The organism is Bradyrhizobium sp. Kon37 (assembly GCF_055807535.1).
The window spans coordinates 69,059-85,139 of sequence record NZ_JBVVOY010000007.1 but is presented as its reverse complement, the minus strand read 5'-3'; the positions used below and the strand labels follow the sequence as shown (position 1 = coordinate 85,139).

At 64.8% G+C, this 16,081-nt stretch carries 14 protein-coding genes and 1 riboswitch; of the genes, 9 read left to right on the top strand and 5 right to left on the bottom strand.

All coding sequences use genetic code 11. The annotated features are described in order from the left end of the window. Window positions 1–13 precede the first annotated feature (13 nt). Complete coding sequence (locus AC0L3J_RS16590; protein ID WP_473347715.1) at window positions 14–559, bottom strand: OsmC family protein; 546 nt, start codon at window positions 557–559, stop codon at window positions 14–16. A 245-nt stretch (window positions 560–804) separates the two neighbouring features. Here AC0L3J_RS16590 and AC0L3J_RS16585 point away from each other — a divergent pair, with 245 nt between their 5' ends. Continuing rightward, on the top strand, window positions 805–1,470 hold the full coding sequence (locus AC0L3J_RS16585) for a TetR/AcrR family transcriptional regulator (protein WP_473347714.1): 666 nt from the start codon (window positions 805–807) through the stop codon (window positions 1,468–1,470). Window positions 1,471–1,547: 77 nt separating this feature from the next. On the opposite strand, the gene AC0L3J_RS16580 is transcribed toward AC0L3J_RS16585, so the two are convergent. After that, window positions 1,548–3,107 carry a bifunctional AfsR/SARP family transcriptional regulator/alpha/beta hydrolase gene (locus AC0L3J_RS16580; protein ID WP_473347713.1) on the bottom strand — a complete coding sequence of 520 codons (1,560 nt, stop codon included), beginning with the start codon at window positions 3,105–3,107 and terminating at the stop codon, window positions 1,548–1,550. A gap of 149 nt (window positions 3,108–3,256) precedes the next feature. Here AC0L3J_RS16580 and mddA point away from each other — a divergent pair, with 149 nt between their 5' ends. The 4 genes from mddA to AC0L3J_RS16560 are packed head-to-tail and all read left to right on the top strand — an operon-like array spanning window position 3,257 to window position 6,471. Next, window positions 3,257–4,045, top strand: a complete 789-nt coding sequence (gene mddA, locus AC0L3J_RS16575) for a methanethiol S-methyltransferase (protein ID WP_473347712.1) — start codon at window positions 3,257–3,259, stop codon at window positions 4,043–4,045. A gap of 23 nt (window positions 4,046–4,068) precedes the next feature. Further along, window positions 4,069–4,719 (top strand): helix-turn-helix transcriptional regulator, encoded by a 651-nt coding sequence (locus AC0L3J_RS16570; protein WP_473347711.1) that lies wholly within the window; start codon window positions 4,069–4,071, stop codon window positions 4,717–4,719. After that, entirely contained in the window at window positions 4,716–5,693 is a 978-nt protein-coding gene (locus AC0L3J_RS16565; RefSeq protein WP_473347710.1) for an NADPH:quinone oxidoreductase family protein, read from the top strand. Before AC0L3J_RS16570 ends, AC0L3J_RS16565 begins: the two co-directional genes overlap by 4 nt. 28 nt (window positions 5,694–5,721) lie before the next feature. Next, the gene (locus AC0L3J_RS16560; RefSeq protein ID WP_473347708.1) at window positions 5,722–6,471 is read left to right on the top strand and encodes a hotdog family protein; all 750 of its coding nucleotides are present in this window, start codon (window positions 5,722–5,724) and stop codon (window positions 6,469–6,471) included. An 84-nt stretch (window positions 6,472–6,555) separates the two neighbouring features. Here AC0L3J_RS16560 and AC0L3J_RS16555 read toward each other — a convergent pair whose 3' ends face one another. Beyond that, the gene (locus AC0L3J_RS16555; RefSeq protein WP_473347707.1) at window positions 6,556–7,755 is read right to left on the bottom strand and encodes a TrmJ/YjtD family RNA methyltransferase; all 1,200 of its coding nucleotides are present in this window, start codon (window positions 7,753–7,755) and stop codon (window positions 6,556–6,558) included. Between the two features lie 384 nt (window positions 7,756–8,139). On the opposite strand from AC0L3J_RS16555, the gene AC0L3J_RS16550 reads away from it, so the two are divergent. Both AC0L3J_RS16550 and AC0L3J_RS16545 read left to right on the top strand, forming a co-directional pair. Further along, window positions 8,140–9,354 (top strand): NADP-dependent isocitrate dehydrogenase, encoded by a 1,215-nt coding sequence (locus tag AC0L3J_RS16550; RefSeq protein ID WP_018456365.1) that lies wholly within the window; start codon window positions 8,140–8,142, stop codon window positions 9,352–9,354. Window positions 9,355–9,450: 96 nt separating this feature from the next. After that, the gene (locus AC0L3J_RS16545; protein ID WP_473347706.1) at window positions 9,451–9,945 is read left to right on the top strand and encodes a DUF3455 domain-containing protein; all 495 of its coding nucleotides are present in this window, start codon (window positions 9,451–9,453) and stop codon (window positions 9,943–9,945) included. A gap of 4 nt (window positions 9,946–9,949) precedes the next feature. On the opposite strand, the gene AC0L3J_RS16540 is transcribed toward AC0L3J_RS16545, so the two are convergent. Continuing rightward, entirely contained in the window at window positions 9,950–11,176 is a 1,227-nt protein-coding gene (locus tag AC0L3J_RS16540; RefSeq protein WP_473347705.1) for a cyclic nucleotide-gated ion channel, read from the bottom strand. 4 nt (window positions 11,177–11,180) lie between these two features. Continuing rightward, entirely contained in the window at window positions 11,181–13,874 is a 2,694-nt protein-coding gene (gene alaS, locus AC0L3J_RS16535; RefSeq protein WP_473347704.1) for an alanine--tRNA ligase, read from the bottom strand. 221 nt (window positions 13,875–14,095) lie between these two features. After that, window positions 14,096–14,185, top strand: a riboswitch (glycine riboswitch). Window positions 14,186–14,328: 143 nt separating this feature from the next. Between alaS and gcvT the strand changes: the two genes are divergently transcribed. Further along, a complete protein-coding gene (gene gcvT, locus AC0L3J_RS16530) occupies window positions 14,329–15,477 on the top strand; it encodes a glycine cleavage system aminomethyltransferase GcvT (protein ID WP_473347703.1) in 1,149 nt (382 codons plus the stop codon). Between the two features lie 11 nt (window positions 15,478–15,488). Beyond that, window positions 15,489–15,857: a glycine cleavage system protein GcvH gene (gcvH, locus tag AC0L3J_RS16525; RefSeq protein ID WP_473347702.1), complete on the top strand. Its 369-nt coding sequence runs from the start codon at window positions 15,489–15,491 to the stop codon at window positions 15,855–15,857. Window positions 15,858–16,081 lie beyond the last annotated feature (224 nt).

Below are 16,081 nucleotides of genomic sequence, written 5' to 3'. Positions count from 1 at the left end.
GTCCTGTTGCCGTCTACGAGATGCCGACCTCGAGATTCACCGGGCGGGTGAAGGTGTTGGCGACCGGCGACCATTGCTTCACATGGACGACCAGCGCATTGATCTCCTCCGGCGAGATCCCCTCACATTCCATGTCGACCTTGACGCGCACGTCGGTGAAACCAACCGGCTTGTCCGAGACGTCGCCGGTGCCCCAGACCGCGGTGATGTTGAGGTCGCCCTCGAGCTCGAGCTCAAGCTTGTTGACGATCCAGCCGCGATGTACGGCGTTGGCGTGCAGGCCGACGGCGAGGCAGGAGCCGAGCGCGGCGAGCGAGGCTTCGGACGGATTGGGCGCGGTATCGTCGCCCAGAAGCCCCGGCGGCTCGTCGACGATGTAGGGCTGCAGATTGCGGATGTAGTTGGCGTGGCGGAATTTGCCTTCCGCGACCGTCTTGCACTTCAAGGTCTTGATGACCTTCGGATTGGCCTTGCCGTTGGCGATCAGTTGCTCGAGGCCATTCTTGTCGATGGGCGCGAGGCAACCCGTCAGCACTGTCTTTTGAACGACGGCAGTCATCATCTTCTCCCTGGCAGAAGTGGAAATCGGCAGGATACCGAACGGTCTGTTTCCTTGCATGGAGCGTGCCAGAGCCGGCCAAAATCAAAAGGCGAAACATTGGAGCCGCTTAGCGAACACTGCCTGCGGATTGATCAGCCGCCGTTTGCTCAAAGGCGATGCAGACGAGCTTTCCCGTGCGAATCTTTTCAGCGCGGACAGATGCGGCTTGCTGATGCGGCGCGGCTGCGGGTAAGTTTGGACTCATGGCCAAGCTCTCACCGAACAAGACGTCAAAGAAGAAGTCTCATTCGCCGCATGCCGGTGCGGGTGACGACGAGTCCGCGCGCGGACGCCTGCTCAATGCCGCGACGCATCTGTTCTGCAAGAACGGGATCAACGCCACCGGCATCGACGCGATCATCGCGGAAGCCGGCACCGCGAAGACCACGCTCTATAAATTGTTCGGCTCCAAGACCAATCTCGTCAACGCGGTGCTGGAGAGCGAAGGCAAGCAGTGGCGCGAATGGTTCATCGGCGCCATGGAAGAAGGCGGCGGCGACGCGCAAGCCAAACTCACGCGCATCTTCCCGGCCCTGAAGAGCTGGTTCGCCGAAGAGCGCTTCTACGGCTGCCCCTTCATCAACGCGGTCGGCGAGCACGACAAGGACGCCAAGCAGTTCCGCAACATCGCGCTGAAGCACAAGAAGATCGTGCTCGGCCACATCGAGAAGCTCGCCGGCGAGCTTGGATCGAACGAGCCCCTCGTGCTCGCGCATCAGCTCGGGCTGTTGATCGACGGCGCGATCGTCGCGGCGATGGTGTCGCGCGATCCGGGCGTGGCCGATACGGCGGCGCTGACGGCAGGCCCCCTGCTCAGCCAGTCGAAGGCGAAGAAGAAGCGCGCGGCGGATCAGTTAGAGGCGGTGTGATCGCTCCCCTCCCGTAGCCCGCATGAGCGCAGCGACATGCGGGACGACCGACCCGGATGTCGCTTCGCTCATCCGGGCTACAGCACTCGCAGCCGCTCCCTCGGTAACGCAGCAATGAAGCGCCGGATCGCCTCCAGCACCGGTCCCTGATCACCCGCAAAGAACCAGTGATCGTTGCCATCGAGCTCGACGAATTGCGCACCTTTGATCCGGCTCGCCACATCGCGGCCGGCCGCGATCCGTACGGCCTTGTCGTCACGACGATGCAGCACCAATGTCGGCATGGCAATCTGCGGCAAAAGCTGCCGCACGTCGGCGTCGCGAAACGCCTCGAGCACCGCCGAGATGCCGCCGGGACTGGAAGCCGCGCGCAATAGCCCCGCCCACCAGGCGCGTGCCTGGGGATCGCTCGCAAGGCTGGGCGCGAACGTCTCAATCTCCACCGGACCTCCCCATTGCGCAATGAGGCGCTTGCTCCAGGCGTCGTACTGGCTGGCGCGCAAGGCGTGCGGATAATCCTGCGACCAGCAGCCCTTGGCCAAGGCACCGAACAGGATGAGTCCGGCCACGAGACGCGGTTCATCGACCGCAAATTTGATGCAGGCCGGCCCGCACTCGGATGCGCCGAACAGCACGACGCGGCGCGAGCCGGTCGCGCGGAGCACCGTGCCGATATCCTCCGCGGTGCCGTCGATATCAGGCGCCGATCCGACCCGGTCGGACAACCCGATGCCGCGACGATCGAACACGATCAGGCGCCCAAGCTTCATCAGTGAGGCCAGAAACGCCCGGCTCGCCGGGTGCTCCCAGGCGCGTTCCACATGCGACACGAAGCCGGGCATGACGAGGATATCGAGCGGACCGCTGCCATAGGTCTGATACGCCAGATGCACACCGGCGCCCTTGACGTAGCGCGTCGCTGGAACGGCGTATGCCGCCGCAGGACTCATCAACGACTCGGTCTCGGCCTCGGGCGCAACGCCAAGCTCGTCCTTGAGCCGCTGCGTCAGCGCCGCGTGGTGCCGCTCTGCCGCACTGCGGTCACCCGCCAGCAGCAGGCTGCGGATCAGATGCCGGCCGTAGACCTCGCTCAAAGGATCGAGCTCGACCAGACGGGTCGCATGCGTGGCCGCGGCAAAGTAGTCGCCGGCGGCGGTCTTGTCCTGCACCAGGCGCTCCAGCGCGTGCATCAGCCGTCCGCGCAGCGCCTCGCGGCGAAAGAACGCCCAGTCGTCGAATTCCGGACAATCCTCCGGCGAGAAGCCTGCCAGGAAATCTCCCCGATAGAGCTGGCAGGCTTCGTCAAAGTCACCGCGATCGCAGGCGCTCTCGAACAGATGTGCATCGACCTGCAACGCGACTGCCGGAGACCATCGCAGACTGGTCCGGTCGGTCTCGAACACCTGCTGACCGAGTGTCAGCTCGATGCGGTGAAGCAGGCGCCGCAATCGCGCAAGCCCGGTCTCGCGGTCAGTTTCAGGCCACAGCAGCGTGGCCACAATTTCGCGGGCCACGGCGCCCTTGGCCTCCGCGAGATAGACCAGCAGCGCGAGGCCCTTGCGCAAGGCCAACTTGATCGGGCGGCCGTCGGCGTGGACCTCCGGGAACCCAAACGTCCCCAGCGAGAAAACCGTCATGAAAGTCCTCCCTCCCTTCGCGGCGCCCCCCGGGGGACGCACAGGGGACGGTCCAGCAATAGCAGTCGGGGCAGATCGAGCCTGCTCGCGGGCGAGCAATTCAGGCTCCTCCATGCGGCACGGCTGCATCAGGCACAATAGGAAAAAACATGATCTCGCGCCTCCTGATCCTGCTCTACGCCATCGTGAGCTACGTGATCTTCACGGTCTCGTTTCTCTATGCGCTCGGTTTCGTCGGCAATTATGTCGTGCCCAAGTCGATAGATATGCCGATCGACGTCGGCAACCCGATGGACCTAAGCGTGGCCGTCGTCGTCAACCTGCTGCTGATGAGCCTGTTTGCGATCCAGCACAGCGTGATGGCGCGGCCGGCTCTCAAGCGATGGTCGGCCAAATTCCTTCCCCTCGCCTGCCAGCGCAGCACTTATGTGCTGCTCTCCAGCCTGATCCTGCTGCTGCTGTTCTGGCAGTGGCGTCCGATCCCGGCACCGATCTGGCAGACCACCGGCATTGCGGCCTGGTTGCTGATCGGCGTGCATTGGCTTGGCTGGCTCATCGCGTTCGCCTCGACCCACATGATCGATCATTTCGATCTGTTCGGGCTCCGCCAGGCCTTCGTCGCGTTCCGCGGGAGCGAGATACCAGGTCAATCGTTCAGAACACCGCTGCTCTACAAGATCGTGCGCCATCCCATCATGCTCGGCTTTCTGCTCGCGTTCTGGGCCACGCCCGAGATGACCGTTGGCCACCTTCTGTTTGCGCTCGCAAACACCGCCTACATCCTGGCCGCGCTTCAGTTCGAGGAGCGCGACCTGATCGCCGAATTCGGCGCGACCTACCAGGACTATCGCCGGCGCGTTCCCATGCTGCTGCCGCGTCTTTTCGGTCGTCGGACGGAAGATCGCCAGCCGCCTCGGCCTGCTGGAGCATCGCAATGAATGCAATATCAGCTATTCCCCGGATGTCGGCGGAGGCCGCCACGTTTGCCGATACGCTGGATGGGCTTGACGTCGGTCTTTGTCTCGTTGACGCGGAGGCGCGTCTCATTCACGCGAATACTGCCGGGCGGGACATGATCGAAGCGCGCGACATCCTGTTTGAGATCCGCGGGCATCTCGCGGCTTGCGATCCGACGGTCAACCGGACCCTGCAGCATTTTTTCGCAGCCGCCGGGCAGGAAAACGCGTTCCTCGGCGCCGACGGGATCGCGGTGCCGATGATCGGGCGGGATGGGAAGCGTCACGTCGCCCATGCTCTGCCGTTGACTTCCGGCGCACGCCGACGTGGGGGTGTCGCCTACAGCGCCGTCGCAGCGCTGTCCGTCCGCAGGGCGGCGCTGATGCTACCGTCTCGTTCCGAAGTGATCGGCAGGGCATTCAAACTGACGCCGACCGAGTTGCGTGTGATGCTCGCGATCGTCGAACTCGGCGGCGTCCCCGAAGTGGCGGCGGCACTCGGCGTCGCCAATACGACAATCAAGACGCATGTCCGGCGCCTGTTTGAAAAAACAGGCGCCGCGCGACAGGCCGATTTCGTCAAACTCGTCGCGGGATATGCGACGCCGTTAAGAGAACCTGCCAAATATGGACAATCCGCTGGAGTGACGCGATGAGAGCAGTTCTATGCAGCACGTTCACCGGACCCGGCGATTTGCGCCTCAGTGAAATCGACGAGCCGAAACCCTCCGGCGACGAGATCCTGATCGACGTTTATGCGGCCTCGGTCAGTTTCATGGACCAGTTGGTGGTCTCGGGGCTCTACCAGATGCGGCCGCCGACGCCCTTCGTGCCCGGCACGGAAGCATCCGGTGTGGTCGTCGCGGTCGGCGACGAGGTCACAGCATTCGCGCCCGGCGACCGCGTGGCGTGCAGCGCCTGGACCGGCGGCTACGCCGAACGGATGATAGCGAAGGACTCAAAGTGCGTGCTTCTGCCGGAAGGTGTCGCGTTCGAGGCCGCGGCGACGGTCCTGCACAATTACGGCACGGCCTATTATGCGCTGGTCGAGCGGGCCCGGGTGCAGCGCGGCGAAACGCTGTTCGTCACCGGCGCTGCCGGCGGAGTTGGCCTTGCCGCCGTCGATCTCGGCCGCCATTTGGGCCTGCGCGTCGTCGCCGGTATCGGCTCCGATGACAAGGCCGCCCTGGTGCGGAGTTATGGCGCCAGCGAAATCGTCAACTATCGCAGCGAGGATCTGCGCGACCGGATCAGGGCGATCACCGGCGGCGAAGGCATCGATATCGGCTTCGACAATCTCGGCGGCGCGATATTCCAGCAGATGGCCCGGTCGATGAAATGGGGCGGACGGCTGATGCCGATCGGCTTCACCAGCGGCGAAATTCCACAGCTCCCGATGAACCTCCCGCTGCTGAAAAATTATTCCATCCTCGGTGTCTTCGTCGGCGCCTGGGCGGAGAAATTCTCAGCTGATGCCGCGCGCATGAACGCCACGCTGATGCAATTGCTGGCCGGCGGAAAAATCCGCCCGCACATCGATCGCGTCCTCCCTTTGGAGGAGGCCGGCGAAGCCATGCGTGCCGTGGCCAGCCGAACGGTTCAGGGGCGAATTGTCCTCAAGGTCAGGTAAGATGAACCGGGAAGAGAGAACAAGACCGATGACACAGATCACCATCGACAAACGCTTTTGCGGTCCTCCGAACTCCGGCAACGGCGGCTATGTCTGCGGCCGGCTGGCCCGCCACATTCCCGGCGCCGCGGAGATAACGCTGCGCGCACCACCGCCGCTTGACACGCCGCTCGATGCGGTCGCAATCGACGACGGCACATGGGAGCTTCGCGACGGCGACAAGATCGTCGCGACCGGGCGGCCGGCAAGCGTCGAGCTTGCGCGCGTGGAAACAGCCAGCTTCGAGGAGGCCTGCGCCGCCGAATTGTTGACGCCGGTCAAGCCGCACGAGCATCCGCTGCCGACATGTTTCGTCTGCGGTCCCGCAAGGGCCAAGGGAGATGGCTTGCGCATTTTTGCCGGCTCGCTCCGTGGTCACAACGCCGTTCTCGCAGCAAGCTGGACACCGGATAAGAATCTCGCCGCCGACGACGGCCTGGTCGCACCCGAATTCCTCTGGTCCGCGCTCGATTGCCCCACCGGCTTTGCCTGCAATTGCGATCAGCAGACCGGCAGCTTCGACAAGGCACCGTTGCTGCTGGGGCGGATGTCGGCGCGGATCGAAGCCCGCCCGCGCCCCGGCGACCGCTGCATCATCACCGCCCGGCCCACGGGCCGCGACGGCCGTAAACGCACAGCCGAGGCTGCGGTACATGATGAGGACGGGAGGCTGCTGGCGGTCGCCCGAACGACTTGGATTGCGGTCGACCGCGACGTACAGCTCGGGCGCACTTCGTAGGGTGGATTAGCGAAGCGTAATCCACCACTTTGGCCACGGCACGAGAAGAGGTGGATTACGCTTCGCTAATCCACCCTACGAGACCTACACGCCCTGCGCGATCATTCCCTGCAGCCGCTCCAGCTCCGCCTCGATATCGCGCTCGACGTCCGCAGCCCGCATCTCGATCACCCGATAATCGCGCGCCTCTAGCCACGTCCGCCGCGACGCCCGATCCGCGACGATCGCCTCGTTCTCACCCGCGTTCACCAGCTCGATCGCGATCCGGTGCGGGAACGAGACGAAGTCCGGGATGTGGCGACCGACCGGAGTCTGGCGCTTGAACCCGCCTGCGAAGCGGCGATCACGTGTGAGCGCCTGCCAAAGCAGCCGCTCGGCGTCGGTCGGGTTGCGGCGGAGCAGGCGGGCGAGGCCACGCACCGTGGAGCCGCTGTCGGGCACCCCGCCACCCTGCCCGTGCTCGGCCAAAAGCGCGCGCAGCCGCGTTGCCTGCTCGCCGTCCAGCACGCCGCCCTTGGCCGGGCCCTTGCGCCCTTCCGCGATCGCCATCACCACCCCATGGAGGGTGTGCATGTCCTGCTTGGTCGGCTCCATCCGGGTGAAGATGTTGCGCAGGTTCACCAGCATGGTGTCGCGCTTCTCGGCCGGGCGCAGAAATTCGACCCGGTCGAGCTCGCGGATCAAATTGTCGAAGAACGCCTGCATCTGGTGCTGCGAGGCGCGCTCGGAGCGCTCCGGCATCGCGTGCGGCAGCTCGCCGGAGGTCGCCCGCTTGAACCATTCGTAGCCGACCAGCAGCACCGCCTGGGCAAGGTTGAGCGAGGCAAAGCCTGGATTGACCGGGAAGGTGATGATGCGGTTGGCGAGCCCGACCTCCTCGTTGGTCAGCCCCCAGCGCTCGCGGCCGAACAGGATACCGGCCTTGCCGCCCGCCGCGACGTGCCCAGAAATCTCGCTAGCTGCGGCCTCCGGCCCCACCACCGGCTTGGCCTGGTCGTGGGGGCGCGCGGTGGTGGCGAACAGCAGGTCGAGGTCAGCGACGGCCTCACCGACCGTGTCGAACAATTCGACCTTGTCCAGAATATAGTCGGCCCCGGCCGCGGCGCGCTGGGCGGCGATGTTGGGCCAGCCGTCGCGAGGATTGACGATGCGCAATCGGCTCAGCGCAAAATTGCCCATGGCGCGCGCGGCCATGCCGATGTTTTCGCCAAGCTGCGGCTCGACCAGGATGACGATGGGACCGTCGAGGGAAAGGCCCGCCTTGCTTTTGTCAGTCCCGGACATCTCGCTTCGCTTTCACACTGGTTCTCAAGGTCTTGGGTTCTCAAGGTCTTGGACAGGCGCTCTGATGAATTGATTCAAGGCCGGTCCTGACCTGGTCTCGACCCGGTCTTGACCTGCTCTCGCGCCGGCTGACCGTCCGCCTGTCGTTTGCCTGTCCTGACGGAATTCTCAAGGGAAATAATGGGTTGGATTCGACTTTTGAATCTCACCTGAAACCTCAGCCCCGTCCCCGCGGCAGGGCTGCTCCCGCCCCCCATCTGCGGAGGCTGGATGAGCTAAAAGTGCATAATCCCTTGGCTTTCGCCCGCTGCTATCAGGTGCTAAGAGGCGGCGGATATTCCCGTGGCGCGCCACAAGCGCCGTTCCCAAGAGGCTTCCCCGATCATGGCAAAAATCAAGGTGTCCAACCCCGTCGTCGAACTCGATGGCGACGAGATGACCCGGATCATCTGGCAGTACATCAAGGACAAGCTGATCAACCCGTTCCTGGATGTCGAGCTGCAGTATTTCGACCTGGGAATGGAGTACCGCGACCACACCAACGATCAGGTCACCATCGACGCCGCCGAGGCCATCAAGAAGGTCGGCGTCGGCGTCAAGTGCGCCACCATCACTCCGGACGAAGCGCGGGTGAAGGAGTTCAACCTCAAGCAGATGTGGAAGTCGCCGAACGGCACCATCCGCAACATCCTCGGCGGCGTGATCTTCCGCGAGCCGATCATCTGCAAGAACGTGCCGCGCCTGGTTCCCGGCTGGACCAAGCCGATCATCATCGGCCGCCACGCCTATGGCGACCAGTACCGCGCCACCGACATCAAGTTCCCGGGCAAGGGCACGCTGACGATGAAGTTCGTCGGCGAGGACGGCACCGTCATCGAGAAGGAAGTGTTCAAGACCCCGGGCGCCGGCGTCGCGATGCAGATGTACAATCTCGACGATTCCATCATCGACTTCGCCCGCGCTTCGCTCAACTACGGCCTGCTGCGCAACTACCCGGTCTATCTCTCGACCAAGAACACGATCATGAAGGTCTATGACGGCCGCTTCAAGGACATCTTCCAGGACATCTACGAGCGCGAGTTCAAGAAGGAATTCGACGCCAAGGGCCTGACCTACGAGCACCGCCTGATCGACGACATGGTCGCCTCGGCGCTGAAATGGTCCGGCGGCTATGTCTGGGCCTGCAAGAACTACGACGGCGACGTGCAGTCCGACACGGTGGCACAGGGCTACGGCTCGCTCGGCCTGATGACCTCGGTTCTCCTCACCCCCGACGGCAAGACGGTGGAAGCCGAAGCCGCCCACGGCACGGTGACCCGCCACTATCGCGAGCACCAGAAGGGCAAGGAGACCTCGACCAACTCGATCGCGTCGATCTTCGCCTGGACCCGCGGCCTGTCGCACCGCGCCAAGCTCGACAACAATGCCGAGCTCGCCAAGTTCGCCAACACCCTGGAGAAGGTCTGCGTCGACACCGTCGAGGAAGGCTACATGACCAAGGACCTCGCGCTCCTGGTCGGCGCCGACCAGCGCTGGCTCTCGACCACCGGCTTCCTCGACAAGGTCGCCGAGAACCTCGGGAAGGCGCTGGCGGCGTAAGCCGACCGCAATTTCGCCGGACTGGGCCGGACATCATCACGGGCCGCGCCGCAAGCGCGGCCCGTTCTCTTTGGGACCTTTCGCGGAGATGCGACCATGTTCATCAAGCTTGCCGTCCCCTGCCTGTTGCTGCTCGCTGGACCGGCTGCGGCCGCCGACCCGCTTCCCGACGCCATCGCCGCGCCCGGCGAGAGCATCGTGCTCAGCGTCCACGCCGAGGGCGCGCAGGTCTATGAGTGCAAGGCCGGGACCGACGGCAAGCTCGCCTGGGCTTTTCGCGAGCCGATCGCGACGCTGCTGTCCGAGGGCAAGACCATTGGCCGTCACTATGCCGGGCCGAACTGGGAGCATGTCGACGGCAGCGCCGTGGCCGCCAAGGTCGCCGGCAACGCGCCGGGCGCGACCGCGGCCGATATTCCCTGGCTGAAACTGGAAGTGACGACTCGCCGCGGCACCGGCGTCCTCACGCCCGTCACCACGGTTCAGCGCATCAACACCCATGGCGGCAAGCTCGAGGGTTCTTGCGACAGGGCCGGCGATTTCAAGAGCGCGCCCTATTCGGCCGAGTATGTTTTCCTGAAGAAGGGCTGATCCCTCAGCGGTCGGTGCCTTCGCGCTCCGCCTGCGCCAGCTCCGCCACCGCAAGATCGCCGCTGCCCTCCAGCCGCGCCTTCGCGGTCTTGTGGACGTGCGCGGCGAGCGTCGGCATGCGTTCGATCAGGGCGTGAAAGTCCTGGGCGTCGAGCACGAGCAGCCGGGTCTTGCGTGTCGCCGTCACCGTGCCGCTGCGTTTTGTCTTATGCAGCAGCGCGATCTCCCCGAAGAAGGTGCCATCCGCGAGCCGCACCTGCTGGTTCGGCAGCGCGATCTCGACCTCGCCGGCGGTGATGAAATACATCGACGAAGCCGCATCGCCCCGCCGCACCAGGATCTCGCCCTGCTCGATCGTGCGAGCCCGCAGCAGCCGCATGATGTCGGCGATCTCGGATGCGCTCAGATGCGAGAACAGCGGCACCCGCGCCAGCATGCCCCAGGTGACCACGAAGTCGCGCCGCTTCACCTCTTCCGCAAAGGCCGTCGAGATGATCGCGACCGGCAGCGCGATCATGGCAAATCCGCTGATGATCGTGAAGACGGAGATGAACTTTCCGAGCGCCGTCACCGGCACGACGTCGCCGTAGCCGACGGTGCCGAGCGTCACGATCGCCCACCACATCGCCTGCGGGATGGTGCCGAGCTTGTCCGGCTGCACGTCGCGCTCGATGGCATAGAGCAGCGAGGCAAACGTCAGAACCGCGCCGATCAGGATGACGATGCAGCCGATCAGCGCCCGCCGCTCGGCATGGACGGCGGCGAGCAGCGAGCGCATCGCCGGCGAGTAGCGCACCAGCTTGAAGAACGGCAGCACGCCGAGCGCCGCCAGCGTCGCGTGCCGGCCCGTGGCCAGCACGACCGCGGCAGGCAGGAACGCGAGCAGATCGATGATGCCGAGTGCGGAGAAGACATAGCCGAGCCGGTCGGACAGCGCGGACGCCGTGCGCTGGGTATGGCCCGCCACGGTCCACAGCCGCGCGGCATATTCCAGCGCGAACACGATCACGGACAGGATGGAGATGCCTGCGAACATCGCGCCGAATTGCGCGTCGAGCTCCGGCACCGAGGCAAGGATCATGGCGGCGACGTCGAGCACGATGACGCCGATGATCAGCTGGATGAAGCGCGACCCGACCGAGTAGGCCAGCGGATCGTGCTCCAGCAATTCGTAGAGGCGATCCCTCAGATTGGGATCGCGAAGCCCACGTCCTCGCGGAACGGGGCGCACCTGCTTACGCGCCGGCCGATTTTTGTTCAGTCATGGCTTTTTCGATCGCCGTGAGCGCCGCGGCCGCATTGGCACCATCGGGGCCGCCGGCCTGCGCCATGTCGGGCCGCCCGCCGCCGCCCTTGCCGCCGAGCGCCTCGGAGGCGACCTTCACCAGATTGACCGCATTGAAGCGCGAGGTGAGGTCAGCGGTGACGCCGACCACGACGCCGGCCTTGCCGTCCTCGGTGACGCCGACGATGGCGACCACGCCGGAGCCGATCTGCTTCTTGCCGTCGTCGGCGAGGCTCTTGAGATCCTTCATCTCGATGCCCTCGACCGCGCGCGCCATCAGCTTGACGTCGCCAACCTCGCGCACGCCGGAGGCCGCGCCGTTGCTCGAAGCTGCGCCGCCGCCCATCGCCAGCTTCTTGCGGGCGTCGGAGAGTTCGCGCTCGAGCTTCTTGCGGTCCTCCATCAGCGCGGCAATGCGCGCCGGGACGTCGTCGATCGAGGTGCGCAGCTCGTGGGCCGCGGTCTTCGCCAGCGCCATGGTATCGTTGGCGTGTTTTCGCGCGTAGTTGCCGGTCAGCGCCTCGATGCGGCGCACGCCGGAGGCGACCGCGCTCTCGCCGGTCAGCGTGATCAGCCCGATGTCGCCGGTGCGCTTGACATGCGTGCCGCCGCACAGCTCGACCGACCAGCCGAGCGTGTTGGCGCCGCGCTCGCGCGCGGTCCGGCCCATCGAGACGACGCGAACCTCGTCGCCATATTTTTCGCCGAACAGCGCACGCGCCCCGGCCTCGCGAGCCTCGTCCACGCCCATGACGCGGGTCGAGACTTCGTCGTTCTCCAGCACCACGTCGTTGGCGATGTCCTCGACGCGCGCGAGCTCTTCGGCCGTGATCGGCTTCGGATGCACGAAGTCGAAACGCAAACGATCCGGCGCAACCATCGAGCCGCGCTGGGCGATGTGGTCGCCGAGCACCTGGCGCAGCGCCTCGTGGATGAGATGCGTGGCCGAGTGATGCGCGCGGATCGAAAAGCGCCTGCCGTGATCCACTTCGAGCTGCAGCGCGGTGCCGAGCTTCAGCTCGCCGCTCTCGACCGTGCCGACGTGAACGAAGAAATCGCCGAGCTTCTTCTGGGTGTCGGTGACGCGGAATTTGATGCCGCCCTCGCCCGTCAATAGTCCGGTGTCGCCGACCTGGCCGCCGGACTCCGCGTAGAACGGCGTCTGGTTCAGCACAATCGCGCCGGTGTCGCCGGCCTTGAGGCCGGTGGCTTCCTTGCCGTCCTTGACCAACGCGGTCACCACGCCTTCGGCGCTCTCGGTCTCGTAACCCAGGAATTCGGTTGCCCCCAGCTTCTCACGTAGCGGGAACCAGATCGCCTCGGAAGCAGCTTCGCCAGACCCCTTCCAGGATTCGCGCGCCTTGGCCTTCTGACGCTCCATCGCATCGGTGAAGGAGGCCTGGTCGACGCTGATGCCGCGCGACTTCAGCGCGTCCTGCGTCAAATCGAGCGGGAAGCCGTAGGTGTCGTACAGCGTGAAGGCGACGTCGCCGTCGAACATGTCGCCCTTCTTCAAGGACGCGCTCTTCTCGTCGAGAATGGCGAGGCCGCGCGTCAGCGTCTTGCGGAAGCGGGTCTCTTCCAGCCGCAGCGTTTCCTCGATCAAATTTTCCGCGCGCATCAAATCCGGATAGGCCTGGCCCATCTCGCGCACCAGCGCCCAGACCAGCCGATGCATCAGCGGCTCTTGCGCACCGAGCAGCTGCGCATGGCGCATTGCGCGGCGCATGATCCGGCGCAGCACATAGCCGCGGCCCTCGTTCGAGGGCAGCACGCCGTCGGCGACCAGGAAGGCGGACGAACGCAGATGGTCGGCGATGACGCGGAACGAGGCCACGGTCTTTTCGTCCGGTCCGCTTCCCAGAGCGGACGCCGTCGCATCGATCAAATGACGGAACAGGTCGGTCTCGAACACGCTGTCGACGCCCTGCATGATGCAGGCCATGCGCTCCAGTCCCATGCCGGTGTCGATCGAGGGACGCGGCAGCGCCACGCGCTCCTCCTTCGTCACCTGCTCGTACTGCATGAACACCAGGTTCCAGAATTCGAGGAAGCGATCGCCGTCCTCCTCCGGGGAGCCCGGAGGCCCGCCCCAGATGTGCTCGCCGCGATCGATGAAGATCTCCGAGCAGGGGCCGCAAGGGCCGGTGTCGCCCATCGCCCAGAAATTGTCCGAGGTCGGAATGCGGATGATGCGATCATCCGAGAAGCCCGCGATCTTCTTCCAGAGGTCCGCCGCCTCGTCGTCGGTGTGGTAGACGGTGACGAGCAGCTTGTCCTTCTTGAGCCCGTATTCCTTGGTGATCAGCTTCCACGCCAGCTCGATCGCGCGCTCCTTGAAATAGTCGCCGAAGGAGAAGTTGCCGAGCATCTCGAAGAAGGTGAGATGGCGCGCGGTGTAGCCGACATTGTCGAGGTCGTTGTGCTTGCCGCCGGCCCGCACGCATTTCTGCGACGTGGTGGCGCGCTGATAGGGCCGCTTCTCGACGCCGGTGAAGACGTTCTTGAACTGCACCATGCCGGCATTGGTAAACATCAACGTCGGGTCGTTGCGTGGCACCAATGGCGAGGACGACACGATCTCGTGGCCGTTCTCGGCAAAGAAGTTCAGAAAGGTCGACCTGATCTCGTTGACGCCGCTCATGTTCATCCAATCGGGTGTGCTTGCACCCGCCTTCCAGCCATCCAAACCGCAAGTTTGGGCTGATATCTGCGGGTCAAAGCGCTTTTAGACAAGGCCAGCTTCGCTGTCCAGAAACTGTGCAGACGGATCAAGGCGTTGCCGCAGTCGCGTAATCCGTTGGAAAGCCGCCGATGCCGCGTTGACAGGCTTGGCCGGCCTGTGGTCTTTACCCACTGTATCGTACGGCCACGTCGGGAGAGACCGGCACTGGTAGCCGGCGCCGAAGGAGCAACCGCCCCGGAAACTCTCAGGCAAAAGGACCGCGTGGCTTTGACAGCATCTGGAAAGAGGCGCCGACGGGTTTAGGTCCGGACAGCGTCCGCCGACGGGATAATACTCTCAGGCACAGCGACAGATGGGGCTTCGACTGGTGTCCACGGGAAATCGTTCCCGGGGAACCGCCGAGGGCCCCCCGATGCTTGCGCGTGACGACAAAGACTCCCTGAAACGCACCCCCCTTTACGACCTGCATGTCTCGCTCGGCGGCAAGATGGTGCCGTTCGCCGGCTATGACATGCCGGTGCAATATCCGGCCGGAGTCCTGAAGGAGCACCTTCATACCCGAAACGCAGCCGGCCTGTTCGACGTCTCCCACATGGGCCAGATCGCGCTCCGGCCGAAATCCGGCAAGGTCGAGGACGCCGCCCGCGCGCTGGAACGGCTGGTGCCGCAGGATATTTTGGCGATTGCGCCGGGCCGGCAGCGCTACGCCCAGTTCACCAATGGCGAGGGCGGGATTCTGGACGATCTGATGGTCGCCAATTTCGGCGATCACCTCTTCCTGGTCGTCAACGCCGCCTGCAAGGCCGAGGACGAGGCGCATCTGCGCGCGAATCTGTCCGACACCTGCATCATCGAGCAGCTCTCCGACCGCGCGCTGATCGCGCTGCAAGGGCCGAAGGCGGAATCCGCGCTGGCGAAATTATGTGCAGAGGTATCAGCCATGAAGTTCATGGATTCCGGCCCGCACAAGGTCGCCGGCCTCGACTGCTTCGTCTCGCGCTCCGGCTATACCGGCGAGGACGGCTTCGAGATTTCGGTTCCTGCAGGCGATGCCGAACGGCTCGCCAGGGCCCTGCTGGACAATCCCGACGTGATGCCGATCGGGCTCGGCGCCCGTGACAGCCTGCGGCTCGAAGGCGGGCTTTGTCTTTACGGCCACGACATCGATACCGCGACCACGCCGGTCGAGGCCGCACTGGAATGGTCGGTGCAGAAGAGCCGCCGCACAGGCGGCGCGCGTGCCGGCGGCTTCCCCGGTGCGGACAAGATTCTGGCCCATTTCGACCACGGCGCATCCCGCCGCCGCGTCGGCCTGCGCACCGAGGGCCGCGCGCCAGTGCGCGAGGGCGCGCTGCTGTTTGCGGACGCGACCTCCGGCGAGCCGATCGGAAAGGTCACCTCGGGCGGTTTCGGCCCGAGCCTGAATGCGCCGGTCGCGATGGGCTATGTGCCGACAGCATCGAGCGCGCTCGACACGAAACTCTTCGCCGAGGTGCGCGGCCAACGCCTGGCCGTGCAAATCGCCGCCATGCCCTTCGTGAAAAACACCTACAAACGCTGAGGACCGAGAAAATGACCACGACGCTGTACACCTCCGACCACGAATGGCTCGCGATCGACGGCGATGTCGCCACCGTCGGGATCACCGACTACGCGCAATCGCAGCTCGGCGACGTCGTGTTCGTCGAATTGCCCAAGCTCGGCCGCACGCTGAAGAAGGCGGAAGCCGCCGCCGTCGTGGAATCGGTCAAGGCCGCATCGGACGTCTACGCGCCTGTTACGGGCGAAGTGCTCGAGACCAACCCCGAGCTCGCGAGCGAGCCGGCGCTGGTAAACTCGGACGCGCAAGGCAAGGCCTGGTTCTTCAAGATCAAGATGGCCGACAAGAGCGAGCTCGGCGGCCTCATGGATGAAGCGGCGTACAAGGCCCACACGGCGTGAGATGATGCAGACCCAACCGATCGTCATGCCCCGCGAAGGCTCAGGACTATCGCATGAGAGTGTACGCGATGTTCCCACAACGTCATGGCCGGGCTTGTCCCGGCCATCCACGGCCTTCGCGCGGCACCAAGAACGTGGATGCCCGGGACAAGCCCGGGCATGACGAGTTTGTGGCACGGACGTGCAGAAGCAATGTGATCTGATCCCCTTATGCGATTGCCCCT

Coding starts and splice junctions, on each gene's coding strand:
- AC0L3J_RS16590 (WP_473347715.1), bottom strand. CDS start 559: ATGACTGCCGTCGTTCAAAAGACAGTGCTGACGGGTTGCCTCGCGCCC.
- AC0L3J_RS16585 (WP_473347714.1), top strand. CDS start 805: ATGGCCAAGCTCTCACCGAACAAGACGTCAAAGAAGAAGTCTCATTCG.
- AC0L3J_RS16580 (WP_473347713.1), bottom strand. CDS start 3,107: ATGACGGTTTTCTCGCTGGGGACGTTTGGGTTCCCGGAGGTCCACGCC.
- mddA (WP_473347712.1), top strand. CDS start 3,257: ATGATCTCGCGCCTCCTGATCCTGCTCTACGCCATCGTGAGCTACGTG.
- AC0L3J_RS16570 (WP_473347711.1), top strand. CDS start 4,069: ATGTCGGCGGAGGCCGCCACGTTTGCCGATACGCTGGATGGGCTTGAC.
- AC0L3J_RS16565 (WP_473347710.1), top strand. CDS start 4,716: ATGAGAGCAGTTCTATGCAGCACGTTCACCGGACCCGGCGATTTGCGC.
- AC0L3J_RS16560 (WP_473347708.1), top strand. CDS start 5,722: ATGACACAGATCACCATCGACAAACGCTTTTGCGGTCCTCCGAACTCC.
- AC0L3J_RS16555 (WP_473347707.1), bottom strand. CDS start 7,755: ATGTCCGGGACTGACAAAAGCAAGGCGGGCCTTTCCCTCGACGGTCCC.
- AC0L3J_RS16550 (WP_018456365.1), top strand. CDS start 8,140: ATGGCAAAAATCAAGGTGTCCAACCCCGTCGTCGAACTCGATGGCGAC.
- AC0L3J_RS16545 (WP_473347706.1), top strand. CDS start 9,451: ATGTTCATCAAGCTTGCCGTCCCCTGCCTGTTGCTGCTCGCTGGACCG.
- alaS (WP_473347704.1), bottom strand. CDS start 13,874: ATGAGCGGCGTCAACGAGATCAGGTCGACCTTTCTGAACTTCTTTGCC.
- gcvT (WP_473347703.1), top strand. CDS start 14,329: ATGCTTGCGCGTGACGACAAAGACTCCCTGAAACGCACCCCCCTTTAC.
- gcvH (WP_473347702.1), top strand. CDS start 15,489: ATGACCACGACGCTGTACACCTCCGACCACGAATGGCTCGCGATCGAC.